This is a genomic window from Kitasatospora sp. NPDC001225, assembly GCF_053597855.1.
Genome location: NZ_JBSFJC010000061.1, coordinates 9,067 through 32,204, shown reverse-complemented (window position 1 = coordinate 32,204; position 23,138 = coordinate 9,067). Strand labels below are relative to the sequence as shown.

20 protein-coding genes and 2 pseudogenes are annotated in these 23,138 nt (G+C 73.9%); 10 read left to right on the top strand and 12 right to left on the bottom strand.

Annotation, left to right across the window (positions count from 1 at the left end):
- Positions 1–181: 181 nt before the first annotated feature.
- Positions 182–874: pseudogene (locus ACWDCZ_RS21660) on the bottom strand (glycosyltransferase family 2 protein); the annotation flags it as partial.
- A gap of 209 nt (positions 875–1,083) precedes the next feature.
- On the opposite strand from ACWDCZ_RS21660, the pseudogene ACWDCZ_RS21655 reads away from it, so the two are divergent.
- Positions 1,084–1,848 (top strand): annotated as a pseudogene (locus tag ACWDCZ_RS21655) (response regulator transcription factor); the annotation flags it as partial.
- A 5-nt stretch (positions 1,849–1,853) separates the two neighbouring features.
- Positions 1,854–3,011, top strand: a complete 1,158-nt coding sequence (locus tag ACWDCZ_RS21650) for a sensor histidine kinase (RefSeq protein ID WP_449816695.1) — start codon at positions 1,854–1,856, stop codon at positions 3,009–3,011.
- A gap of 2 nt (positions 3,012–3,013) precedes the next feature.
- Here the strand turns inward: ACWDCZ_RS21650 and ACWDCZ_RS21645 are convergent, their stop codons facing one another.
- The 4 genes from ACWDCZ_RS21645 to ACWDCZ_RS21630 form a co-directional block, all read right to left on the bottom strand.
- Positions 3,014–4,069 carry an NAD-dependent epimerase/dehydratase family protein gene (locus ACWDCZ_RS21645; RefSeq protein WP_449816694.1) on the bottom strand — a complete coding sequence of 352 codons (1,056 nt, stop codon included), beginning with the start codon at positions 4,067–4,069 and terminating at the stop codon, positions 3,014–3,016.
- A 53-nt stretch (positions 4,070–4,122) separates the two neighbouring features.
- Positions 4,123–5,604: a flavin-containing monooxygenase gene (locus ACWDCZ_RS21640; RefSeq protein ID WP_449816693.1), complete on the bottom strand. Its 1,482-nt coding sequence runs from the start codon at positions 5,602–5,604 to the stop codon at positions 4,123–4,125.
- Positions 5,605–5,867: 263 nt separating this feature from the next.
- Positions 5,868–6,287: a RidA family protein gene (locus tag ACWDCZ_RS21635; protein WP_449816692.1), complete on the bottom strand. Its 420-nt coding sequence runs from the start codon at positions 6,285–6,287 to the stop codon at positions 5,868–5,870.
- Positions 6,288–6,332: 45 nt separating this feature from the next.
- Entirely contained in the window at positions 6,333–6,839 is a 507-nt protein-coding gene (locus ACWDCZ_RS21630) for a cupin domain-containing protein (RefSeq protein ID WP_449816691.1), read from the bottom strand.
- Positions 6,840–6,924: 85 nt separating this feature from the next.
- Here ACWDCZ_RS21630 and ACWDCZ_RS21625 point away from each other — a divergent pair, with 85 nt between their 5' ends.
- Positions 6,925–7,428, top strand: coding sequence for a MarR family winged helix-turn-helix transcriptional regulator (locus ACWDCZ_RS21625; RefSeq protein ID WP_387973201.1), 504 nt, complete (start codon positions 6,925–6,927; stop codon positions 7,426–7,428).
- 326 nt (positions 7,429–7,754) lie between these two features.
- Here the strand turns inward: ACWDCZ_RS21625 and ACWDCZ_RS21620 are convergent, their stop codons facing one another.
- From ACWDCZ_RS21620 to ACWDCZ_RS21595, 6 genes are all read right to left on the bottom strand, one after another.
- Positions 7,755–8,300, bottom strand: coding sequence for an EF-hand domain-containing protein (locus tag ACWDCZ_RS21620; RefSeq protein WP_387973198.1), 546 nt, complete (start codon positions 8,298–8,300; stop codon positions 7,755–7,757).
- Positions 8,301–8,443: 143 nt separating this feature from the next.
- Positions 8,444–8,965 carry a pyridoxamine 5'-phosphate oxidase family protein gene (locus ACWDCZ_RS21615; RefSeq protein ID WP_198959389.1) on the bottom strand — a complete coding sequence of 174 codons (522 nt, stop codon included), beginning with the start codon at positions 8,963–8,965 and terminating at the stop codon, positions 8,444–8,446.
- Positions 8,962–9,330, bottom strand: coding sequence for a hypothetical protein (locus tag ACWDCZ_RS21610; protein ID WP_049650457.1), 369 nt, complete (start codon positions 9,328–9,330; stop codon positions 8,962–8,964). Before ACWDCZ_RS21610 ends, ACWDCZ_RS21615 begins: the two co-directional genes overlap by 4 nt.
- Positions 9,331–9,359: 29 nt before the next feature.
- Complete coding sequence (locus ACWDCZ_RS21605; RefSeq protein WP_387973195.1) at positions 9,360–10,565, bottom strand: GNAT family N-acetyltransferase; 1,206 nt, start codon at positions 10,563–10,565, stop codon at positions 9,360–9,362.
- Positions 10,566–10,610: 45 nt separating this feature from the next.
- Positions 10,611–11,348, bottom strand: coding sequence for a class I SAM-dependent methyltransferase (locus ACWDCZ_RS21600; protein ID WP_387973192.1), 738 nt, complete (start codon positions 11,346–11,348; stop codon positions 10,611–10,613).
- Between the two features lie 78 nt (positions 11,349–11,426).
- Complete coding sequence (locus ACWDCZ_RS21595; RefSeq protein ID WP_449816690.1) at positions 11,427–12,260, bottom strand: hypothetical protein; 834 nt, start codon at positions 12,258–12,260, stop codon at positions 11,427–11,429.
- Positions 12,261–12,630: 370 nt separating this feature from the next.
- Between ACWDCZ_RS21595 and ACWDCZ_RS21590 the strand changes: the two genes are divergently transcribed.
- Entirely contained in the window at positions 12,631–12,930 is a 300-nt protein-coding gene (locus ACWDCZ_RS21590) for a hypothetical protein (protein ID WP_449816689.1), read from the top strand.
- 101 nt (positions 12,931–13,031) lie between these two features.
- On the opposite strand, the gene ACWDCZ_RS21585 is transcribed toward ACWDCZ_RS21590, so the two are convergent.
- Entirely contained in the window at positions 13,032–14,057 is a 1,026-nt protein-coding gene (locus ACWDCZ_RS21585) for a DUF5937 family protein (protein ID WP_449816688.1), read from the bottom strand.
- A 100-nt stretch (positions 14,058–14,157) separates the two neighbouring features.
- Between ACWDCZ_RS21585 and ACWDCZ_RS21580 the strand changes: the two genes are divergently transcribed.
- The 6 genes from ACWDCZ_RS21580 (at position 14,158) to ACWDCZ_RS21555 (ending at position 22,344) form a co-directional block, all read left to right on the top strand.
- Positions 14,158–15,450, top strand: coding sequence for an MFS transporter (locus ACWDCZ_RS21580; RefSeq protein ID WP_449816687.1), 1,293 nt, complete (start codon positions 14,158–14,160; stop codon positions 15,448–15,450).
- 142 nt (positions 15,451–15,592) lie between these two features.
- Positions 15,593–15,820: a hypothetical protein gene (locus ACWDCZ_RS21575; RefSeq protein WP_388051022.1), complete on the top strand. Its 228-nt coding sequence runs from the start codon at positions 15,593–15,595 to the stop codon at positions 15,818–15,820.
- A 5-nt stretch (positions 15,821–15,825) separates the two neighbouring features.
- A complete protein-coding gene (locus tag ACWDCZ_RS21570) occupies positions 15,826–17,379 on the top strand; it encodes a radical SAM protein (RefSeq protein WP_449816686.1) in 1,554 nt (517 codons plus the stop codon).
- Between the two features lie 53 nt (positions 17,380–17,432).
- Positions 17,433–17,828 (top strand): hypothetical protein, encoded by a 396-nt coding sequence (locus ACWDCZ_RS21565; RefSeq protein ID WP_449816685.1) that lies wholly within the window; start codon positions 17,433–17,435, stop codon positions 17,826–17,828.
- Positions 17,828–19,171 carry a lanthionine synthetase C family protein gene (locus tag ACWDCZ_RS21560; protein WP_449816684.1) on the top strand — a complete coding sequence of 448 codons (1,344 nt, stop codon included), beginning with the start codon at positions 17,828–17,830 and terminating at the stop codon, positions 19,169–19,171. The genes ACWDCZ_RS21565 and ACWDCZ_RS21560 overlap by 1 nt, the downstream gene beginning before the upstream one ends.
- Positions 19,168–22,344, top strand: a complete 3,177-nt coding sequence (locus ACWDCZ_RS21555) for a lantibiotic dehydratase (RefSeq protein WP_449816683.1) — start codon at positions 19,168–19,170, stop codon at positions 22,342–22,344. The genes ACWDCZ_RS21560 and ACWDCZ_RS21555 overlap by 4 nt, the downstream gene beginning before the upstream one ends.
- The last annotated feature ends 794 nt before the right edge of the window (positions 22,345–23,138 follow it).

The window sequence follows — 23,138 nt, the reverse complement described above, 5'->3', positions numbered from 1 at the left end:
GCCAGCGGCCCGGTTCGCCGTCCAGGACCAGCAGGCGCCGCCCGGCCGGCACGGTGGCCAGGGTGTGCAGGGTGTCGGAGAGCGCGGCCTCGGCCAGCGCCGCCGCCTGCTGGGGCGTGCAGGCCGGGGTGAGCCGGGTCTTCACCCGGCCCGGTACGGGCGACTTGGCGATGACCAGCAGGGTGGGCGGCGGGGCGGCGAGCACGGCCCGCATGTCCCGGATCGCCTGCCGGGTGCCGCGCACCGTGCCGGTGACCTTCGAACGGCCCGCGCGCGGCAGGTAGTCGACGGAGGTCTCGGTGATCCGCATGCCGGCGGCCGAGGCGGCGAGCACCATCTCCAGCGGGTATCCGGAGCGGCGGTCGCCCAGGCCGAGCGCCAGCAGGCGTTCCCGTCGGGCGGCCCGCATCGGGCCCAGGTCGTGCAGCGGGGCGCCGGTGCGGGCCCGCAGCCGGCGGGCCAGCACGGTGTTGGCGAGCCGTGCGTGCACGGGCCAGGCGCCCGTGCTCACCGGCCGGCGGCGGCCGAGGACGAGGTCCGCCGTGCCGTCGGCCACCGGAGCGGTGACCCGGGGGAGTTGGGCGGGGTCGAGCGAGCCGTCGCAGTCCAGGAAGCAGACCAGCTCGGCGGTGGCGGCGAGGAGCCCGGTGTGGCAGGCGGCGCCGAACCCGCGCCGGGACTCCTCGACCACGGTCGCTCCGAGCGATCGGGCGAGTTCGGCCGAGCCGTCCCGCGAACCGTTGTCCACGACGATGGCCCGCCAGCCGGGCGGGATGCGCCCGAGCACCCAGGGCAGCGCCTCGGCCTCGTCGAGGCAGGGCAGGACGACATCGACACCGGACGAACGAGGGGTAGCGGAGGTCACGTCGGCCACGCTAAGGGCGTGTCGGCCCGGGACGGTGGTGCCGCAGCCTTACGGAAGCCGAACGTCGCGCCGACGGCCCACCGGGGAGCCGTCGGGGGCCGCACCGGTGCGGACCGGTGTGCGGACGGGTGTGCGGACGGGGCCCAGGATCTTACGGAGGTCGAACGGGGGGACGGCGGCGGCGTCCGCACCGGCGCCCGGCGCCTATTCTCGGCGGGGTGAACGAGCCCTCCGCCAACGTGTCCTCCGCCATCGCCGGGCCGTCGGCCGCCGGCCGCATCCTGGTGATCGACGACGACCCGACCGTGGCCGAGGTCGTCGCCGGCTACCTCACCCGGGCCGGCCACCACGTCGACCACGCCGCCGACGGTCCGCGGGGGCTCGCCCTCGCCCGGGCCCACCAGCCGGACCTCGTGGTCCTGGACCTGATGCTCCCGGGCATCGACGGCCTGGAGGTGCTGCGGCGGCTGCGCGGCCAGGCCGCCGGCGGGGAGCTGCCGGTCGTGCTGCTCACCGCCAGGAGTGACGAGGCCGACCGCGTCCTCGGCCTGGAGCTGGGCGCCGACGACTACGTCACCAAGCCGTTCAGTCCACGCGAACTCGTCCTGCGGGTCCAGTCGGTGCTGCGGCGCTCGCGCGTGGCGGCACCCGCGACGGGCGCCCCGGCCGGGCCCGTCCGCTCCGGGGACATCACCGTCGACGGGCCGGCCCGTCGCGCTCACCGTTCCGGGAGGGAACTGTCCCTGACGGCACGGGAGTTCGACCTGCTGGCCTTCCTCCTGCGGTTCCCCGGGACGGTGTTCTCCCGCCAGGAGCTGATGGCCCGCGTCTGGGGCTGGGACTTCGGCGACCTCTCCACCGTCACCGTCCACGTGCGGCGCCTGCGCGAGAAGATCGAGGACGATCCCGCCGCCCCGCGGATGATCAGCACGGTGTGGGGCGTCGGCTACCGCTACGACCCGGTGCCCGGTGCCGAGGAGGACCGCGGGTGAAGGACCTGCTGCTGATCGCCCTGTTCGCCGCGCTCGGCGCCGGCGGAGCGGGCCTGCTCGGCTGGCCGGCCGTCCGGCTGCTACGCAGGCGCTCGATGGCGCTCTCGCTGTTCTGCGTCGCCGTCGTCACCGTGCTCGCGGTCGTCTCCGGCACCTTCGCCGTCGCGCAGGCCATGTTCCTCTCCGCCCACGACCTCGGTGTCGTGATAACGGTGCTCGCCATGGCCGCCGTCGTGTCCCTGGGCACCGCCGCCCTGCTGGGCCGACAGGTGGTCGCCGGCAGCCGGGCCCTGACCGCGGCCGCCCGGACCGTCGGCAGCGACACCGGCTTCACCGCGCCCGTCCACCCGCTGGGCCGCGAACTGGCCCAGCTGAGCGAGGAACTGTCCGCCACCAGCGCCCGTCTCGCCGAATCCCGGGGCCGTGAACAGGCCCTCGAACAGTCCCGGCGGGAGCTGGTCGCCTGGATCTCCCACGACCTGCGCACCCCGCTGGCCGGGCTGCGGGCGATGGCCGAGGCGCTGGAGGACGGCGTCGCCGAGGAGCCGGACCGCTACCTCCGGCGGATCCGCACCGAGGTCGAGCGGCTCACCGGGATGGTGGACGACCTCTTCGAACTCTCCCGCATCCAGGCCGGAAGGCTCGCCCTCTCGCTCTCCCGGGTCTCCGTCTACGACCTGGTCGACGACGCGCTGGCCGGTGCCCACGCGCTGGCCCGGCAGCGCGGCGTCCGGCTCGAAGGCCGGCAGGTGGAGCCCGAACCGGTCGAGGTCGACAGCCGCGAGATCACCCGGGTCCTGGGCAACCTGCTGGTCAACGCGATCCGCTCGACCCCTCAGGACGGCGTGGTCACGGTCTCCGCGCGGCGGGAGGCGGACGAGGTGCTGCTCTCGGTCACCGACGGCTGCGGGGGCATCCCCGCCCAGGACCTGACCCGGGTCTTCGAGACCGGCTGGCGTGGCACCGAGGCCCGCACGCCCAGGCCGGCCGATCCCGGCGGGCGGTCCGACCGGCCCGAGGCCGGCGGCAGCGGTGCCGGCCTGGGCCTCGCCATCGTCCGCGGCATCGTCGAGGCCCACGCCGGGCGGGCCCGCGTCCACAACGTGGCGGGCGGCTGCTGCTTCGAGATCGCCCTGCCGTCGGCCCGGAGCTGACCTCAGACCCGCAGCGGTGCGGCGGCGAACTCCGCCATGCCCCGGTCGAACGGGACGCGCGGCAGCCAGTCCAGTTCGGCGCGCAGCCGGTTCGAGTCGGCGGTGACGTGCCGTACGTCGCCGAGCCGGTACTCGCCGGTCACCGTCGGCGCCGGACCGCCGTGGGCCGCGGCCAGCGCGGCCGCCATCTCACCGATGGTGCGCACCTCGCCGCTGCCCACGTTGTACGCCCGGACGCTGCCCGGCGGCCGGTCGCCCACGGCCGTCAGTGCCGCGAGGTTGGCGGCGGCGACGTCCTCGACGTGGACGAAGTCCCGGCGCTGGCGGCCGTCCTCGAAGACCCGGGGCGCCTCGCCGCGGGCGAGGGCCGAGCGGAACAGCGACGCCACCCCCGCGTACGGGGTGTCGCGCGGCATCCCGGGGCCGTACACGTTGTGGTAACGCAGCGTCAGCACTGTTCCGCCGCAGGCGCGTGCCCAGGCGGCGGAGAGGTGTTCCTGCGCGAGCTTGGTCACCGCGTAGACGCTGCGCGGGTCGGCGGGTGCGCTCTCCGAGACCAGGCCCGGCCGCAGGGGAGCGCCGCAGACCGGGCACGGCGGCTCGAACCGTCCGGCGTCCAGGTCGGCGGGCCGCCGCGGCCCCGGTGCCACCTCGCCGTGCTCCGCGCAGTGGTAGCGCCCTTCCCCGTAGACCACCATGGATCCGGCCAGGACCAGCCGTCGGACGCCGGTCCGCGCCATCGCGGCGAGGACCACCGCCGTGCCGAGGTCGTTGCAGCCGACGTACCGCGGTGCGTCCTGGAGGTCCAGTCCCAGGCCGACCATCGCCGCCTGGTGGCAGACCGCGTCCACCCCGGCGAGCGCCTCCTCGACGGTCGCCGCGTCCCGGACGTCCCCGCGCCGGAAGTCGACACCCGCGGGCAGCGCGGGCGGGTTCCCGGTCGGATGGACCGCGGGCAGCAGGGCGTCCAGGACGCGCACGTGATGGCCGGCCGCGACCAGGGCGCGCACCACGGACGCGCCGATGAAGCCGGCACCGCCGGTGACCAGGATTCTCATGCCGCCGACGCTAGCGTCCGACCGGGCCCGCGGCCGGTCGACACGGGGCGGCGTCACGGACCGGTAAGACGCGCACTCCCGGGCCCGCCGAAGGCGAGGACGCCGTCCTCGATCGGGTCGGACAGCAGGACCTTCCGGTCGTGGTGGTAGTCCATCACCATCCGCCAGGGGAACTCGCGCCCCTGGCGCGGCATGACGTCCTTCGCCCGCCGGATGTAGCCCGAGGTCAGCTCGTCGACCACGCCCTCGGCGGTCGCGTTGGCCGCGTGGTCGACGGGCACGGCGACGGTGCGGCCGGTGGCGTCCAGGTGCCTGAGCAGGCGCACCAGGTAGGCGGCGGCGAGGTCGACCTTCAGGGTCCACGAGGCGTTGGTGTAGCCGAAGACCCAGGCCAGGTTGGGGATGCCCTCGAGCATGACGCTCTTGTAGGTGCAGACGTCGTGCAGGTCGCGCGGTTCGCCGTCGACGCTGATCGTGGCGCCGCCGAAGGCCTGGAGGTTCAGACCGGTGGCGGTGACGACGACGTCCGCGGCGAGTTCCCGGCCGGAGGCGAGCCTGATGCCGGTGGGGGTGAAGGTCTCGACGGTGTCGGTGACGACGTCGGCGCGGCCCTCCCGGAGCACCCGGAAGAGGTCGCCGTCGGGGACGGCGCACAGCCGCTCGTCCCACGGGTCGTAGGCCGGGCTGAAGTGGGTCATGTCGATGCGCGGGCCGACCGCCCGGCGCACCCCGGCCAGCAGCATCCGGCGCGTCGCGCGGGGGAAGCGCCGGGCGGTCCGGAAGAGGGCGCGCTGCAGGCCGATGTTGCGTCGGCGGGTCATCCTGGCGACCAGCGGACCGGGCAGGAACCGCTGCTGCCAGGCGGTGATCCGGTCGACCGAGGGCACCGAGAAGACGTACGAGGGCGAGCGCTGGAGCATCGTCACGTGAGCCGCCCTGTCGGCCAGCGCCGGGACGATCGTGACGGCGGTCGCGCCGCTGCCGATCACGACGACCCGCTTCCCGGTGTGGTCGAAGTCCCGCGGCCAGTGCTGCGGGTGGATCCGCAGGCCCTCGAACCGCTCGGCGCCGGGGAACTCGGGCAGGTGGCCCCGGTCGTAGTCGTAGTAGCCGGTGCAGGTGACGAGGAAGGAGCAGACCCAGGTCTCCCGCTCGCCGGTCGCCTCGCGCAGCGCGGTCACCGTCCACCGCTGGTGCTCGCTCGACCAGTCGGCGGCCAGCACCCGCAGTCCGTGGTGGATCGCCTTGTCCACGCCGTACTCGCGGGCGGTGGCGGTCACGTAGTCGCGGATCGACTCGCCGTCGGCGAGCACCCTGGTCCCGTTCCAGGGGCGGAACCGGTAGCCGAAGGAGAACATGTCGGAGTCCGAGCGGATGCCCGGGTAGCGGAACAGGTCCCAGGTGCCGCCGATGCCGGGGCGGCGTTCCAGGATCGCGAAGTCACGGCCGGGGAGGTCCCGGCGCAGGCGGCAGGCGACGCCGATGCCGGCGACTCCGGCGCCGATGACGAGGACGTCGGTGCGGTGTGTGGTCATGGGTCCACTGTCGTGGTTCGCGGGCGGCCGTATCGTCTTTTCCCGACAAGCTCTTGGCATTTGCGCGACAGGGGCGGGCGATGGGCAGTCCCATCCGGGCCACCTCGGTCCGTCGCCGGCTCCGCGACCTGCGCGCAGGGCGGTTCCACCGGCGGCGGCCCGGGCCGTGTGAGTGGCCCGGGCCGTGTGGGCGGTCCGTTTCGGTTCGAACGGCGGCGGTGCGGCGAGGGGTCCCGCCGGCGGGTGGGACCCCTGCGGGTAAGTCAGTCGGTTGCCTCCGCTGTCGGTCGGACGGCGACCGCGTCGATCTCGAAGAGCATCCCGGGCAGGGCGAGCGAGGCGACCCCGCTGAGCGTCTGCGCGGGCAGCCGGTCGCCCCAGGCCCCGGCCAGGGCCTTGCCGAGGACGGCGAGCTTCTGCGGGTCGTGGTCGACGATGTACGAGCCGAGCCGGACCACGTGCTGGAAGCTGAGGCCGACCCCGGCGAGCGCGGTGCGCAGGTTGGCGAGGGCGAGTTCCACCTGGGCGGTGAAGTCGCCGGGTACGACCTGGCCGTGGGCGTCGGAGGCGTACTGGCCGCCGATGAACACCGGTTCGCCGGGTGCGGAGGCGGCGTGGCTGTAGCCGAACGGCGTCGGGTCGTGCAGGCCGGGCGGGTTGGTGATGGTGCGGGTGTCGGTCACGGGGTTCTTTCTCCTGGTGTCGGGCCGGGCTCGGTGCCGGGCGGTCTACGGCTCGGACCGGGCGGCTTCGTCCCGGGCGTCGCGCCAGCTCGGCGACTCCAGGAAGTGGTTGTCGAAGAGGTCCTGCTTGGCGAGCAGTTCCTCGACCGTCGCCTCGCCCGCGCGGATCCGCTCCAGGAGGCGGAAGTAGTCGAAGCGCTCCACGCCGGGGGTGATCACTATCAGCAGGTCCGCCCCGGAGTCCGGCGCGGCCGCGAAGGCGTGCGGCAGGTGGGGCGGTACCACCACGAGGTCGCCGCTGCGGGCGGTGACCACGTCGTTCCCGACCAGCACCTGGGCCGAGCCGTCGACGACGAAGAACAGCTCCGAGGAGCCCCCGTGGTAGTGCGGGGTGGCGCCGTCCTTGCCACGCCCCAGCGTGACGCGCAGGGTGCTCAGGGCGCCGCCGGTGGCGCTGGAGTCCGCCAGCAGCCGCCCCTGGCCGCCGAGCATCGAGACGGTCTCGGCTTCGTCGCCCCGCACGACCACGGCTTCCGGTCCGATCAACGTCATTGGTCTCTCCCCACGGTGAGCACTCCGATAGTTCCTTGGCTGATAGTACTACGTCTAACTATCTCCCATCGAATAACATTCCCCCATGGATCACGTGGACGTCATGCTCGACCAGTGGAGCCGGGAGCGCCCGGACCTCGACCTGGCGGCGGTCGGCACCGTCGGCCGCCTCGGCCGCTTCGCGCTGCTCGCCGGCCGGGTCGTCGAAGAGGTGTTCAAGCAACACGGCCTCCAGCGCGGCGAGTTCGACGTTCTCGCCACCCTGCGCCGCTCCGGCGCGCCGTACGAACTGATGCCCTCCGAACTCGCCGCGCTGCTGCTGATGTCGCGGGCCGGCATGACCAGCCGGATCGACCGGCTGGAATCGGCGGGCCTGGTGGAACGCCGCACCGACCCGGCGGACCGGCGCAGCGTCCGCATTGCCCTCACCGCGGCCGGACGCGCCCTCGTGGACGCCGCCTTCACCGACCACGCCGCCAACGAGACCGCGCTGCTCGCCGCCCTCTCGGGCGAGGAACGGGCCACCCTGGACGGGCTCCTGCGCAAACTGCTCGCCGGCGTCGAGGGCACGGAGACCCCGGCACCCTGACGCCCCCCCCGCCCGACGCCCCCGCCCGAGGTCCAACCACCCGAGGTCCAGCCACCCGCGACCGCTCCGGAACGCCGTCGGCCGCCGTACAAGGGGAGCGCGTACGGCGGCCGACACCCGGTGCGGTGTGCCTGCCGCAGCTCCTGCGGCTGATGCGCCCGGAGACCCTGTGCCACGAGTAGCGGCGCGGGACCGGATCCGGTCGCGGGGCCGGAACTGGTGAAACCGGCGGGCCGTACCCGTTCCTGACACCGGGTCGGCCCGTGTCGGCTCTCATCAGCCGATCCAGCTGGGAGCCGCCGGCGCACGCTGCCGCGCGCCGGCCGTCAGCCGATCGGTCCGAGGAGAAAGTTGCCCGGCGCGGTGGGGTCGTCGCTGAGGTAGAACTCGATGATCGCCTCGCGGAACTCGTCGAGGCTGATCACCCCGTTCCCGTCCCGGTCCAGCCGTGGGAACGCCTGCTCGGAGTGCACGCGGGGCACGCCCAGCTGCTCGTACATGTGGACGTACTCCTCCTTGCTGAGGACGCCGTCGCCGTTGGTGTCGTAGGCGTTCAGCAGGGCGTCGGCGATCGCCAGCACCGTGCCCTCGAAGTGCGCGGGCGTGGTCACGTCGGCCTTCATGACGGTGAGGAACTCCTGGCGCGAGACCTGTCCGTCGCCGTCGGTGTCCCCGTGCTCCAGCAGGAGGTCCCACCAGCGCGCGAAGGCGTCGTGCAGGGCCCGGATGGTGGCCTGGTCGTCCCTGGTCGCGGTCCGGGCGAACACGTCGGCGGTGCCGCGCAGGTCCTCCTGGGACAGCTGTCCGTCCCCGTTCAGGTCGAACCAGTCGAACAGGGTGTTGAACTTCTTGCTCTTCACGGCCGACGTCATGTGGTCCTCGATTCCCTGGCCGCGCGGGCGGCGTGCGGCGGCATGCGGCGAACGGTAGAAGGGGCGCTCCGGGGGACGCCCCCGCAACGCGGGGAAGCCACCGTCGCGGGTGACGGCGGGAGGGCGGCGGTGCGCCAGGTGGCTCAGCCCGGCCCGGTGAGGGCGTGGAGGGGGACCTCGACGCGCTGGTCGTGCTTGTCGACGAGCCAGCGGTCGATGTCCAACAGCCACCAGCGGTCGACCTCGACAGTGTAGAAGCGGCGGGGGCCCGAACCCCGGAAGTCGGATGCGGGCAGGAGCCATTCGCTCCGCACGGCGGGGTCGGGGAAGTTCAACTCGTAGTAGAGCCGGTGGTGTTCCGCCACGCCCTGGTCGTCGGTGGCGCGGCAGGTGCCGGTGAACTGGGCCCCGTCCAGGCCGAGTCCGGGCAGGCCGGTCAGGTAGAGCGAGCCCGCGACGCGGGGGTGGCAGCCGATGTTGCGGGAGTGCAGGGCGGTGCGCAGCGAGTAGTAGAGCAGCCGCAAGGGGGCGCCGGGAGCGCGCAGCGGCACGAAGTTGACGGTGGAGGCCCACGGTTCGGTGCCGTCGGTGGTGGCCAGGGTCATGAACCGGGCGTGGGTGAGCAGGTGCCCGCTGCGGCGCAGGAGTTCGTCGGTGCCGGTCACGGGGTGCGTCCCGGTGCGGGGGTGCGGTCGAAGCCGAGGGGGACCGGGGGGTCGCTGAGCAGGGTGGCGTCCAGCAGGGTCCACCAGCGCGTCTGTTCGGTGCGGCGGTGTTCCCAGGCCGGGTCGCGGCCGCGGTCGGCGACCTGGCGGCGGTAGCGGCCCCAGCCGGCTTCGTCGGCGAAGCTGACGGTGTGTTCGATGGTGTGGACGTGGGCGCCGACGGTGCGTACCGCCCACCGGGTGCGCAGGACGGTGTCGAGTCCGTCGTAGTACCAGGACTCGCGGGCGCGGACCCACTCCCAGAAGGCGTGCGGGTCCGTCTCCGCGTCCGGCGTGGGCTGGATCAGGTAGACCAGGTGCAGCACGGCGGGTCTCCTTCCGATGTCGGCGGCGGTCAGCCGGAGGCGGGAGCGTCGGGGCCGTCCTGGGCCCAGCCGTTCCACTCGGGTGCCAGGGCCCAGGGGCGGGCGGCGCACCGGCCGGTCCAGAGCCGGGCGGTGCGGGCGTTGTGCCGGGCCGCCGTCCGCCGGTCGCAGAACCGCCCGTGCAGGGGCAGGACGACGGCGGCGAGCGGGGAGAGCACGGCGCCCTGCCGGATCTTGATCTGCCAGGCGGAGACGGCCAGGCGGTAGCGGTGGAAGCCGCCGGCGGCCGCGTAGTCGACGGGGGCCTGGTAGCAGAGCACGAAGTACTCGCTCCGGGGCTGGGCGGCGCGGTAGTCGAAGCCGAAGTAGCGGCCGTAGAGCCGGTCGTGGTGGGTGTAGCAGACGTTCACGGCGACGGGGCGGCCGTCGCGGACGGCGAAGCAGCCGACGGCCCGGTCCAGCACGCCCGTCGTGGCCTGGGCCGCGAAGGAGCGGAGCATCCAGGCGGGGTCGGTGGTTCCACCGTGCCGGGCACGGGTCTGCGTCACCAGGGCCGCGGCCTGCCGGGCGACGTCCCCGTGGGCCAGGGGCCGCCATTCCACGGTCGTGCCGCCGCGCTCGCAGGTGCGGCGTTCGGCCCGGCGGTGGGTGCGGTCGGGCTGGCTCATCCGCGCCGACTGCTCGGCGTAGCCGCCGGCCGGGACGGCGACGTTGGCGTCCGCGTCGTGCAGCAGGACGACGGCCCGGGGGTGGATCCGGGTGAGCTCACGGGCGTCGCCGGCGGCCAGGTAGGGCAGGACCACGCCGTCGAGGCCGCGGTCGCGGGCCAGCCGGAGCGCCCCTTCCAGCAGGACTTCCAGGGCGCGGTCGCGGTCCTCGCCGCGGGTGCGGACCAGTTCGTTGTAGGTCGAGCGCCGGGCTCCCAGCCACAGCCATCGCGCGGACCGGGCGGCCGCCAGGTCCGGGAACAGCGTGGGCAGGTGGAACAGCCCGGGTTCGTCGTTCTCGCCGGGCCAGACGGACAGGGCGCCCAGCAGCCGGCCGCCGGAGGCGGCGGTGAGCGCGCCGGTGTCGCCGTGGGCGAGTTCGAGCGCGCGCACCCAGGCGCTGCTGTTGTAGAAGTTGTCCGGGCCGATCAGCCGGTCCCACCGCGCGGGGTCGACCGCCGCGGGGGACGGGGGGAATCCTGCCTCGATCGGGCCGGGGCGGCGGTGGTCCCGTGGTGTGGTCGCCATGGTGGTGTCTCTGGGATCGGGCTCCGGGGGTCGGGTTCTCCGGGATCAGGTCCTGGTGCAGCTGATGATCGCCGCGTGGGGGCAGGCGAGGTACGGCCGCCAGAAGTCCTCGCCGTGGCGGGCGGTTCCTTCCCCTGAGACCCGGAAGGCGGGCCAGGAGATCGAGGCGAAGCCCGTCTCGCGCAGGGCCCGTTCCAGGGTGGCCCGGCTCCAGTACCGTGCGGTGATCCGTTCGTCGTAGCGGCCGAAGCACAGTTCCAGCGTCACCCGCGAGGCGTCGTGGCGCGACTCGGTCTCCACCAGGCGCAGGCCGTAGCGCTCGTAGTAGGTGCGCTCGCCGTGGAAGTCCGGGTTCACCGGCAGGGTGACGAACCGGCCGCCCGGGCGCAGGGTCCGTGATGCCAGGGCGCACAGGGAGAGCAGTGCTCCGTAGTCCTCCGCGTACGGCAGGACGTACACGGCCAGGCACGCGTCGAAGGCGCCGTCCTCGACGAGGTCGCGGCGCTCGGTGTACTCGATGCCCAGCGGCTCGTCGCGTTCGGCCCGCCGCGCGACGTCGAGCATGCCGCCGGAGACGTCGTACCCGACCACCCGCGCCGCGCCGCGTCGCTTGAGCTCCCGGCTGTACAGGCCCGTACCGCACCCGATGTCCAGGACGCTGCGGCCGGTGACCGTGCCCAGTGCGGCGAACACGCTGAACGACTCCAGGTGTCGGCGCCAGGGCAGGAGGAACATCTCCTCGTACATGTCACCGAGGGTGTCGAACCGGTCCGCTCCGCCCATGCCTTCGATTGTCCGCCCGATCTCCGGGGCGTGCCCGGCCCGCTACCGCCGCGGGTCCCGAGACCGCCGCCGGCTTGGCTACCGCCCGCTCCCGGCCGTCGCCCGCCCGCGCAGGGAGACCCCGAAGCGGCTCCGGAGCCGGTGCACCTCCCACCACGCCACCGCGGTCACCGTCGCGGGCCCGCCGACCACGGCGGCCAGCCGGACGGCCGGCGGGCCGGGCGGCAGGCCGCCGAACACCAGCCCGATCAGGGCGAGTTCCCAGACCAGGACGCCGGTCAGGACGGGCGGGAACACCGGGTGCACCCGGTCCATGGTGAAGGCCGTGCGAACCACCGTCGGCGAGGCGAAGGCCACGAACATCAGCACCCAGATCGGCAACGCCAGGACCAGCAGGTTGAACAGCGGCCCGAGGAACAGCCCCTGGACCGACCCCTGCGCCTGACCGGCGAGCCACAGCAGCACCGGCACCGCCGCGCACGCGCCCAGGTACTGCGAAGCCATCAGGACCGCCGGCCGCACCTGGGCCCGCATGGCCGGGCGCGCGGCCGGCCCGGCGAGCCGGAACAGCACCCTGACCACCACGGGCGCGGTCACCAGCACCAGCAACGGGGTGACCGTCAGCCGGGTCTCGAACTGGTCGTCGAGCTGGTCCCAGTCGTCCGCCGTCCCGTACACGAGCAGCACCACGAGCGCCGCCCCGAGCGCCAGCCACCCCCGTATCCGCTGCACCCGCAGCACCACCTCGTCGGTGATCCCCCGGGGCCCGGGCACGATGAACACCCGTCGTGCCAGCCGCCGCGCCGACCTGGCCATCGGATAGAGCGTCAGGAAGACCAGGAACGGCCACAGGCAGAACAGCAGCGGCACCAGGGCCCACCACCTGGCCACCCGCCGCGCGGGCGCCAGCAACTCCCGCAGGGTGGGCCACTCCTCGCCCCGGAACCGCTGCCACAGCGGGACTCCGGCCGGTCGCGGCCACTGGCGGGGATCCCGCGGGTAGGGGCTCCGTGGGAAAGAGCCCTGATCTCCGTACGTCACGCCGAGTTCCTCACGCCTCTCCGTGTCGCTGCCGACACTCCGTCAACCCGTCAGCGCCGCACCCTACTGCCCTGCGCCCGTGCTTCGTCCACCCCCTGCCCGCCACCCGTCCGGCCGACGGCCGTTCTCGGTTCGCGCTCGGACCAGGCCGGTCACCCGGTCTCGGGGGGCGTCGGATGAGCCTGCGGAGTGTGACGGGAGTGGCGGTGGGGCCGCCGCGCAGCGGCCCTACCCTTCTGCCATGGCGACATGGCGGCGGTCTCTGGCTGATGGGTTGTGGGCTCTCGACAAGGTCCTGGGCGGGCAACGGCGTCCGACCAGGTTCCAGAAGTGGGCGGGCCGGCACCCGGTCCAGGCCGGCCTGTGGGTGGCCGCGCCCCTCACGCTCTTCCTGTGGCTGGTGTCGGGTGATGAGACCGACAGTCCCCTGTTCGTCGTGATCGGCGGGCTGGCCACGTGGCTGATCCTCGGCCTCACCGCGACCTCGGAGCGGCTCCGGCAGCGTCGGCTCAAGCGCCTGGGGATATGGGACGGATCGTGAGACGGCCCGGGCCCGGCAGGCGGAGGCCGGTGAAGGCGTCCTCGTCGTGACGGCCGAGACCCTGGTGGGTCGTCCCGCGCACCGGACGCTCCTGCCAGTCCTCAACGAGGAGGACTCCGGGGCGAAGGCGGCGCTTGCGCACCGTCACGCCGTCCGTCCGCTGCGGCGAGCAGGACCTCCGCCGCCTCGGTGCGCACGTACAGGACGTACCGGCCGCTGCGGTGGGCGTCGACCAGGCCGGCGGTGCGCAGGGCGGTCAGGTGCTGGGAGACCCCGCCGGGCGTGATCCCGGTGCGGCGGGCCAGCTCGGTCGTCGAGGCGGGCGTGTCGAGGTCGGCCAGCAGCCGGGCCCTGGAGCGGCCGACGACCGCTGCCAGGGCCTGCGGGACGGTGACCTGTCGTTCCCAGAGCGCGGCCACCCCACGCGGCGGATAGCGCAGGGTGGGCTGCCAGTTCGGGCTGACGACGGAGAAGACGCGGGGCCAGACGAACACCGACGGCACGAGGAGGAGGCCGCGCCCGCCGAGCCGCCGGCTGCCGTGGACGTAGTGGTGCCCGACGCGCAGGGTGCCGTCGTCCCAGGTCACGACGGACCCCAGGTCGCCCAGCAGTCGGTCCGCCCCGTGCTCGGCGAACAGCCTGGCACGGTGCAGCACGTCCCCCTCCAGCAGCGAGCGCATGCGGGGCCAGTACGGCGCGAGCGCGATCTCCCAGTACGACGCGATGAGGTCGGCGAGTTCGGCGAGGCCGCGGCGCGGATCGCCGCGCAGCCGGTCGACGCGCTCGGAACGCGGCGCGCGCGGAGCGCCGAGGCCCGACCGGACCTGCTCGGCGGGCGTGGCACGCAGGACGGCCAACTCGCCTTCCAGATCGGCGGCCGGGCCCGCCGGCGGCGGCGCGAGGAAGATCGGGATCGACCCGGGCGGATCCGGGACCAGATCGGCGAGCAGACGCCAGTCCAGCCCCGAGGCGGCCAGCCGGCGTCCGGCCTCGCCGCTCCACGCGCGGTGCAGCGGGTGCTCGGCCGGATGCTTCAGCACTCTGACGCTGGCCACCACTTCCCACAGCGGCGACAGGGTGAACCTGGTGCGGGCCAAGTCGCGGACGGAGAACGCCAGATCCAGCACGATGCCCCCTCGACGGCGGAGGACCCAGCGGCCGGCGGCCCGGGATTCAGTACAGCCTAAATTCCTCGCCCGCCGGCCGGTGCGGCGGGAACCTCGGCTCATGACCAGCACCGATCTTCCCCAGCGGCCGGACACGGCCGCTACCACCCCCGATCCGTCTCCTTCGGTCCTGCGGGACCCGGGTTTTCGCCTGCTCGTCGGCGCCGCCGCGGTGAGCAAGCTCGGCACCGCGGTGAGTGCCCTCGCGATACCGCTGACCGCCGTCCTGGCCCTGCACAGCTCGCCCGGACAGGTCGGCCTGCTGGCGACGCTGAGCACCCTCGCCTTCCTGCTGATCGGCCTGCCGGCCGGGGCCTGGGTGGACCGGATCCGCAAGCGGCCGGTGATGATCGCCGCCGACCTGGTCCGGGCCGCCCTCCTCGGGTCGGTGCCGGCCGCCTGGGCGCTCGACTGCCTGACGATCCAACAGCTCTACCTGGTGGTGCTGTTGACGGGCGTGGCCACGGTCTTCTTCGACGTGGCCACGCTGACCCAACTGCCCGACCTGGTCGGGCGCCACCGGCTCACCCAGGCCAACGCCCACCTGGTGACGGTGGACGCCCTCGCCCAGATCGGCGGGCGCAGCGCGGGCGGATTCCTCACGGCCCTGCTCTCCGCCCCGGCGGCGATCGTGGTCGACGCGGTCGGCTACCTGTGGTCGGCGCTCCTCCTGCTGCGCATCCGCCGGCCGGAGCCGCGTCCGCGGCACCGGCCCGACACGGGGCTCGGCCGCGAGATACGCGAGGGACTGCGCTTCGTGCTCGGTGACCCGATCCTGCGGGCCGTCGCGCTCGCCGGAGCACTGACGAACCTGTCCGTCCAGCTGTGCCAGACCATGGTGCCGGTGTTGTTCGCCCGGGAGCTCGGCCTCTCCGGCAGTGTCATCGGCCTGTTCTTCGCCGTCGGCGGTCTCGGCGTGCTCATCGGTTCGATGTCGGCCCGCTGGTCGGCCCGCCGGTTCGGCGCCGGGCGGCTGCTGTGGTCGGTGGGCCTGGCCGTCGCACCGTTCGGCGCCCTGCTGGCTCTGGCCGCCCGAGGACCGGCCCTCTGGCTCGCCACCGGAGCCTGGCTGATCACCACGTACAAGATCGGCGTCGACAACGTGATCCAGGTCAGCTTCCGGCAGAGCGTCACCCCCGACCACCTGCTCGGCCGGATGAACGCCACCATGCGCGTCCTGTTGACGGGCTCACTCGCGATCGGCGCGGCCCTGGCCGGCCTGCTGGGCGAACTCGCCTCCGTCCGAACCGCGTTGTGGGCCGGGGCCGCCGGACTCGCCACGGTCTGGGTACCGATCTTCTTCTCGCCGCTGCGCACCCGGCGCGAACTGCCGGGCACCGGCGCTCCGCGATGAACCGGCAGCCGGGCGTTCGCTCCCGCGCTGTCATCACTCCGGCAGCGGGCGCGGGCGGTTAGGCCGGCACCGGAGCGGGAACCGCCTCCGTCCACAGGCGGCCGGCGACGGTGACCGGCCCGCGCCCAGGAAGGGGAGCAGCATGCCGAAGGACCGTGCACCACGCGCCAAGGTCCGCCTCATCGCCTCGGAGGACACCGACCCACAGGTCCACGTGCCCCCGGGGCAGACGTACGAGATCGTCACGGCCACGATCGTCGACTCGCAGCTCAGCGACATCGCCGAGGAGACCTCCAGCGGGAGAACCCTCAGCCCCGCGCGGCTGTGCGGCAGTCGCTCGACCTGCGTGGCCATCCTGGAAACCGAGTAGACGGCATGACCGCCCCTCTCGCCACCTCCCGGTACACCCTGCGAGTGCCGTTGACCGAGGGCTACGCCCTCTTCAACACCAGTACCGGCAGCGTCATGAAGTTCGACGGACCGCAGGCCGAGGAGGCCACGGCGCTGCTGAGCGGGAACCGCCGGCTGGTCGCCCCGGACTCCTTCGGTGAACGGCTCACCGCGCGGCTGCGCCGGAACGGGTTCCTGGTGGACCCGGAATTCGACGAGGTCGCGGAGGTGCGGGAGCGGTACTGGGCGGCCCGGGGCAACGCCCCGGCCGTCCTCCTGGTGACCACCACCATGGACTGCAACCTCGGCTGCTACTACTGCTACGAGTCGCGCTCCTCCGACGCGCTCCGTCTCGACGACGCGGACATGCTCGTCGCCCTCGCGGCGCAGCGGCTGGGAGACCACAGGAAGTCCCTGCACGTGGACTGGTACGGCGGCGAACCGCTGATGAACATCGACGCGCTGGAGCGCGGGTCGATCGCGCTCCAGGAGTACTGCCGCGAGAAGGGGATCGCCTACCACGCCTCCGTGGTCTCGAACGGCACCCGGTGGCCCGAGGACCCCGCGTCCTTCGTCGGGCGCCACAGGATCCGCGAGGTGCAGATCACGTTCGACGGAATGAAGGACAACCACGACCGGAGGCGGCGGTACCGGCAGGGGTACCGCCGGGAGGACGACCACTCCTCCTTCGAGCAGGCCGCCGACCTGGTGGACGTGCTCGTCCGGCACACCCGGGTGGACGTCCGGTTCAACGCCGACCACGGCAACGCCGGCGACCTCGCGCCGTTCATCCGGTTCGCGACGGCCCGCGGCTGGTTCGACGGCCCCTTCCGCTGCGTCCTGGCGGTGGCCAGGGTGTCCGGGTACTCGGACCGTTCGGCTTTCCTGCGCCCGCACGAGCTGGACACCGAGGAGTTCTCCGCGCTGGAGGAGACGGCCAGGAGCATGCTTCCGCCGCAGGCCCGGGACACCCAGGACATCGTGGGCGGATTCCCGCACCCGAAGACGTCCGTGTGCGGAGCCCTCGCGGAGGGCTCGGCCGTCGTCGGGGCCGACGGGCTGGAATACCGCTGCGGTCTTCAGGTGGGCGAGCAGCACCGTGCCGTAGGCCGGTTGAGGGCGCTCCCCACGGCGGCGCTCCCGCTGGCGGCGCTCCCGCTGGCGGCGCTTCCGATGAAGGCGCTCCCGCTGACGGTGCTCCCGCCGGCGCAGGCCGGAGCGGAGCCGGAGCCGGAGCCGGAGAGCTTCCCCGACCGGTCGTGGTGGGCGGAGTTCGACCCGACGCGCCTGCCGAGCTGCTCCAGGTGCTCGTTCCTGCCCGTCTGCTGGGGCGGTTGCCCGAAGCGGCACCTGGACGGCCACCAGGTGTACCTCGACTCCGAGAGCCTGTTCTGGCGCCGGAACCTTCCCCGGATGATCACCGAGGGACTCGGCGAGCCCGCGGACGGGTTCGTGTTCACGGAGGCGGACCAGTTCCGCGACGACATCCCCGCCGGAGCGGCCGCCGGTGCTCCCGGTTGCGGCCCCCGCCGGCGCTGAGATAGTGGAATCGAGGGAACACAGCCCGGCAAGAGGCGTTGGAAGGTCGCGCCATGAACGACCGGATCATAGGAGCGGAGATCACCGACGACCAGTTCGATCTGGACATCCGGGTCAAGGTGGTCACGAAGGCCGTCGACAGGTTCACCCGGAAACTGCCGGACGGCACGGACAGCTGCGCCAGCACCTGTGGTGACGAATGCACCAACAGCTGCGCCAGCACCTGTGAGAGCGGCTGCACCGACAACGAGACCGAGACCTGTGAGACCTGCGGGTCGTGCACCTCGGAGTGCGACGCCGGCGCGACCGGGGCCGGATGCGGTGAGGTCCGGCTCTTCGAGGACCACTACATCCTGGAAGTCAGCCAGGTCCGTGGCGACGGGATCACCCGCAGGGCCGCCGGAGAGCAGGTCATCCGCCGCGTGGAGCGCAACCCCCGGGAAGGCTGATGGCCGTAGCTGCCCACGCGACGACCACCTGGCAGCCGGTCATCGGCGACGCGCGGACCGCGGACACGGTCCGCGCCACGGGCCTGGACGTGCTGTCGCGACTGCGCGATCCCGCCGTCGCCGAGGGAGTCGGCGCCGCGGCCCCGCGCCACGGGCGCCCGCGCTGGACGCCGTCCAGCACCGCGCAGGGCACCTGCGGCCTGGCCCTGGCCTTCGGGCACCTCGACCGCTGCCTGCCGGGCGAGGGCTGGGACCTCGCAGCCCACCGCCACCTCGCCCACGCCGTCGACAGCACCGCACGGCACCCCGTGACGGGCCCGGGACTCTTCGCCGGCCTCGCCGGAACGGCGTTCACCACCGCCTACCTGGCCAACGGCCGGGGACGGTACCGGGGCCTGCTCGACGACATCGACGACAGCCTGTACGACCAGGTGGCCCGACTGGACGACCACGGGCCCCGAGGCCCTCGCGCCGTCGGCGGACCGGGCCTCGCCGTCGCCGCCTTCGACCTCGTCTCCGGCTGGACCGGGGTGGCCGCCTACCTCCACTCCCGGCCGGCCGGCCCGAACCGGGACCGCGCCCTGAACACCCTGCTCGGCCGGCTCGTCGACCTGTGCCGGGACGACGACGGGATGCCCGCCTGGCACACCCCCCACCACCTCATCGCCGACGAGGGCATGCGGGAGCGGTACCCGTCCGCGGTCGCCAACTGCGGCCTGGCCCACGGGATCACCGGACCGCTCGCCCTGCTCGCCCTCGCCCACGCCGACGGCCCGGCCGTCCCGGGACACACCGAGGCGATCCGCCGGGCCGCGTCCTGGCTCGCCGCACGGCACGTCGACGATCCCCGGGGCGGCGGGTACCCGGCGGTCGTCGCGCTCGGTGAGCGGGCGCCCGCGCCCTCACCGGCGCGCGACGCCTGGTGCTATGGCAGCCCCGGTGTCGCCCGCGCCCTGTGGCTGGCCGGCACCGCCCTGGCCGACACCGGCCTCACCGATGCGGCCACGGCCGCCGTCCGGGCCGTCCTGAGACGACCGGTCGCCCAGCGGCGCATCGCCTCGCCCGGCTTCTGCCACGGCATCGCCGGCCTCCTCCAGGTCACCCTCCGGTTCGCCGCCGACACCGGGGACCCGGAGATCATCGCGGGCGCGCGCCGGCTCGTCGACCAGCTGCTCGACGAGTACCAGCCCCGATCGCCCTTCGGCTACCGCAGCATCGAACCCGACGGCACCCGCGCGGACCGGGTCGGCCTGCTGGAAGGCACCCCCGGGGTCGCCCTCGCCCTGCTGGCCGCCGCCATGCCCGAGCCACCCGCCTGGGACCGGTTCTTCCTCCTGTCATGACCGCCGACGCCTCCCGCCCGCCCGGTGCCCCGCCGCGGCCCGCCGCCGCGCCGCGGCTGTACCGCGCGCTCGACTTCGTCATGATCCGCACCCCCGTCCTGCCCGTCACGGACTACCCCGCGGGCGACGCCCCAGGGCCCGAGCCCGCCACCCCCGGGGCCGCGCCCGCCACCCCCGGGGCCGAGCCCGCCATCCCCGGGGCCGCGCCCGCCACCGCGCGCGTGCGGGACAACGACGCCGCCCGGCGGGCCATCGTCGTCTCCTCGCTGTCCCTGGCGGCCGCCCTGCGGCGGCCGGCGAGCACCGAGCGCGACCGGCGGCACCTCGAATCGAGCCTCCTGCGCTACCTCATCCGCCTCAGCACCCGGCCCACCCCGTTCGGGCTCAGTGCCGGCGCCGCCCTCGGGCACTGGGCACCGGTCACCGACGTCCGCCTCGCCGACCGGCCGCCCGACGCCCACGCCCGCCTCGACATGCACGCCCTCCTGCACTTCGTCACCGCCCTCGAATCCGTCCCCGAGATCCGCCGGGAGACCCGGGTCATCGCCAACCCGGCCGTACTGCACCGCGCCGGCCGGGTCACCCTGAGCGGCGTCGAAGCACCCCGCACCGCCACCGGCGGCGAGAACGTCACCCTCCGGGCCACCGGTGCGGTCACCCGGGCCCTCGCCCTCGCCCGTACCCCCATCGCCCATGCGGACCTCGCCGCCGACCTCCTGCGAACCGTCCCCGGAGCGACCCCCGACAAGGTCGACGACCTGCTGTACCGCCTGTGGCGGCACGCCTTCCTCCTGACGGACCTCCACCCGCCGCTGACCTGCCTCGACCCCGCCGGGCACGTGCTCGACCACCTCGCCCGCATCCCCGAGGCCGCTGTGCCCCACGCCGACCTCGACGCGCTGCTCGCGGCCGTCCGGGACTGGGAGAAACAGCCCCCCGACACCGGCGCCGCCACGTTCCCCGCACTCGCCGACCACGTCCGCCGGGTCACCGGCCTCGCCACGGCCACGCCCCTCCAAGTCGACGCGGCGCTGCCCCTCGCGGCCGGGCGGATGTCCCGCGAGGTCGCCGACGCGGCCGTGGCGGCGGCCGAACTGCTCCTGCGTCTCACCCCCTTCCCGGACGGGCCGCCGCACATCGCCGGCTACCGGCGCGCGTTCGAGGCCCGGTACGGCACCGACCGCGACGTGCCCCTCCTCGAACTCCTCGACCCCGTCGCCGGCCTCGGCACACCCTCCCCGTCCGCGGCGGGCGCACCCCTGGACACCACACGGGCCGACACCCTGCTCCGGCTCGCCACCGAGGCGCTCCACGACCACCTGACCGGCATCGACCTCGACCAGGACACCATCGACCGGATCGCCCTCGCGGACCCCGACCCCCACCGGCTGCCCGCCTCGCTCGACCTCTACGCCATGGTCGCCGCCCCGTCGCCCACCGCCATCGACGCGGGCGACTTCCGGCTCGTGGTCGGCGCCAACACCGGCGCCGGAGCCGCCGGGCGCAACCTCGGCCGCTTCGCGGGGGTACTGCCCGAAGCCGTACCCGCCCTCGCCGGGATCGCCGACGCCGAACAGGCCCTGGACCCCGAGCGCGTCCAGGCCGAACTGGTCTACCTGCCCGAGAAGACCCGCTCGGCCAACGTCGTCGTGCGCCCCGCCGTCCGCGACCACGAGATCGGCATCCGCACCAGCGCCGAGCCCGGGCCGACCCGCTGGATCCCCCTCGACGAACTCGCCGTCCGGGTCACCGACGCCAGGTTCGCGCTGATCTGGGACGACGGCACCGGCACCGTCCGGGAGATCGCCGTCTGCGCCGGACACATGCTCAACCACAGCCGGGCGCCGGCCGTCTGCCGCTTCCTCGCCGACCTGAGCCGCGACGGCACCGCCCTGCTCACCGGCTTCGACTGGGGACCGGCCCGCGGCTTCCCCTACCTGCCCCGCGTCACCCGCGGCCCGCTCGTCCTGCGCCCGGCCCAGTGGCGCCTCGACCACGCCCGGGGACAGGAGCTCACCGGGCACCCGGACGGGTTCCCGGCCGCGCTCGACGCCTGGCGCCGCCACTGGCGGGTGCCCCGCCACACCTACCTGACGAGCAGTGACGAGGCCGCCGACCACCGACTCCTCATCGACCTCGCCGCGCGCTCCCACACGGAGGAACTGCGCCGCGCCGTGAACCACCTGCGGCCCGGCGGCGCCGTCGTCCTCCAAGAAGCCCTCCCCGGCCTCGACGACGCCTGGGCCACCGGGCCCGACGGGCCCCACATCGTGGAACTCGTCGTCTCCATGATCCGCCGCGCCGCCGCCCCTCCCGCACGGCGGCCCCGGCCCGCCCACGCCCCGATCGGCCGCACGGAGCGAATGCGCCACCCCGGAAGCGACTGGACCTACGTCAAGCTCTACGGCGACCGGCAGGACGAGAACTCCCTGCTCGCCGACGGCGTCAGGAACCTCGTCCGCGCCATGGCGCACCACACGGACCGCCGCATATTCCTGCGCTACGCGGACCCCGACCCCCACCTGCGGCTGCGCCTGCGCGGCGACCCCGGCCGGCTCATCCCCGCACTCGGCGACTGGGCCGGAACCCTCCTGGCCGACGGACACCTCTCCCGGTTCGGCTTCGACGTCTACGACCGCGAGATCGAACGCTACGGCGGCCTCCCAGCCATGGACGCCACCGAGCAGCTCTACACCGCCGACAGCCTCGCCGTCCTCGACCTGCTGTCCCTCGGCCGCACCGGACAACTGCCGCTCGACGACACGGCGCTCGCCCTGCTCACCATCGACGACCTGCTGGCAGGCCTCGGCCTCGACGAACCGGACCGGCTGCGCTTCTACCGCCGGATCCACGACCGTTGGACCCACCGACTGCGCTCCGCCGGCGCCCAGTACCGCACCCGCAAGGCGGAGTTCTGCGAACTGCTGCGCGGCCCGGCCCCGCCCGGCATCGACGCCGTCCTCGCCGAACGCTGCCGCGCCGCGCAGGACGTCGCCGCCCGGCTCGCCGACCTGGACCGCCACCGGCTGCTCGGCAAGCCGCTGCCCGACCTCTGCGACAGCTACGTCCACCTGCACTGCAACCGCCTGCTCGGCCCGGACCGCACGACGGAACACACCATCCTGGAACTGCTCTTCCGGACGCGCCAGAGCCTGGCCGCGACGGCCCGCTGACACCCCGGTGGGTTTCCTCGGGACCACCGCGTGATCGATGTCCGGTCCCGCAGTGCGTCCGTCCTCGACCTCGACGCGAAGCTGCCCGGCCAGGCCTTCAAGAAGGGCGCGGGGGAGTCGTTGTTCTGCGAGTTCGACGCAAGCTCGGCCGGGGCACTGCGGTCCGCCTCGTGGTTCAGCACGTGGCTGTACACATGGCATGCCGATTCGTGGCTGAATTTCCCCGTATCCATACCAACTCCGAAGAATGGTGGCCCTGTTGTGGGGCCAAGAAGACGAGATGGGAGGACGGACCTTGAAGGTGGAGCCGTCCATGCCGTCCGCGCCGTCGAGGGCGGAGGAGGGTAAGATTTGCCGCGATCATGACATATCGTGGTCGGGTCCGCATGGGTGGTCCGCATGGTGAACAGCTGTCGTTGCACGGTGCCGAACGGGGCGCGGGCCGCGGCCTCCGGTCGCAGCGTCGGGACAACTCCCTTGTGCAGGGGGCCTGGTGGCACTCAGCGAACCCGTCCGGTCCTTGATCGGTCCCCGCCTGCTGCGTTCGAAGCGGTCTACCGCGCTTCCTTGGGCAGGGCAGCAGCCGGGCAGGTGCAGCCCCCGCTTCTGACCAGCTCCGGCGGCCCCTGCCGTCCGGCCGTGTCGGACCCGTCCTCGAGCCGGGCGCGGCGGTGGTTCGGTTCCCGGCGTGGCGCCATGGTGTCCCCTCGGGAGTCCGGATCGGACCTGTGGATCTCGGGCCGCGCTCGTCTCCCGCGACCGCTCTCCCGGGCGGCTCGGGGTGCGGACAGTGA

What these genes read in the sequence shown, in the direction of transcription:
- ACWDCZ_RS21645 (WP_449816694.1), bottom strand. Translation starts at nt 4,069, where the DNA reads ATGAGAATCCTGGTCACCGGCGGTGCCGGCTTCATCGGCGCGTCCGTG.
- ACWDCZ_RS21640 (WP_449816693.1), bottom strand. Translation starts at nt 5,604, where the DNA reads ATGACCACACACCGCACCGACGTCCTCGTCATCGGCGCCGGAGTCGCC.
- ACWDCZ_RS21630 (WP_449816691.1), bottom strand. Translation starts at nt 6,839, where the DNA reads ATGACGTTGATCGGACCGGAAGCCGTGGTCGTGCGGGGCGACGAAGCC.
- ACWDCZ_RS21625 (WP_387973201.1), top strand. Translation starts at nt 6,925, where the DNA reads ATGGATCACGTGGACGTCATGCTCGACCAGTGGAGCCGGGAGCGCCCG.
- ACWDCZ_RS21620 (WP_387973198.1), bottom strand. Translation starts at nt 8,300, where the DNA reads ATGACGTCGGCCGTGAAGAGCAAGAAGTTCAACACCCTGTTCGACTGG.
- ACWDCZ_RS21605 (WP_387973195.1), bottom strand. Translation starts at nt 10,565, where the DNA reads ATGGCGACCACACCACGGGACCACCGCCGCCCCGGCCCGATCGAGGCA.
- ACWDCZ_RS21600 (WP_387973192.1), bottom strand. Translation starts at nt 11,348, where the DNA reads ATGGGCGGAGCGGACCGGTTCGACACCCTCGGTGACATGTACGAGGAG.
- ACWDCZ_RS21590 (WP_449816689.1), top strand. Translation starts at nt 12,631, where the DNA reads ATGGCGACATGGCGGCGGTCTCTGGCTGATGGGTTGTGGGCTCTCGAC.
- ACWDCZ_RS21580 (WP_449816687.1), top strand. Translation starts at nt 14,158, where the DNA reads ATGACCAGCACCGATCTTCCCCAGCGGCCGGACACGGCCGCTACCACC.
- ACWDCZ_RS21575 (WP_388051022.1), top strand. Translation starts at nt 15,593, where the DNA reads ATGCCGAAGGACCGTGCACCACGCGCCAAGGTCCGCCTCATCGCCTCG.
- ACWDCZ_RS21570 (WP_449816686.1), top strand. Translation starts at nt 15,826, where the DNA reads ATGACCGCCCCTCTCGCCACCTCCCGGTACACCCTGCGAGTGCCGTTG.
- ACWDCZ_RS21565 (WP_449816685.1), top strand. Translation starts at nt 17,433, where the DNA reads ATGAACGACCGGATCATAGGAGCGGAGATCACCGACGACCAGTTCGAT.
- ACWDCZ_RS21560 (WP_449816684.1), top strand. Translation starts at nt 17,828, where the DNA reads ATGGCCGTAGCTGCCCACGCGACGACCACCTGGCAGCCGGTCATCGGC.
- ACWDCZ_RS21555 (WP_449816683.1), top strand. Translation starts at nt 19,168, where the DNA reads ATGACCGCCGACGCCTCCCGCCCGCCCGGTGCCCCGCCGCGGCCCGCC.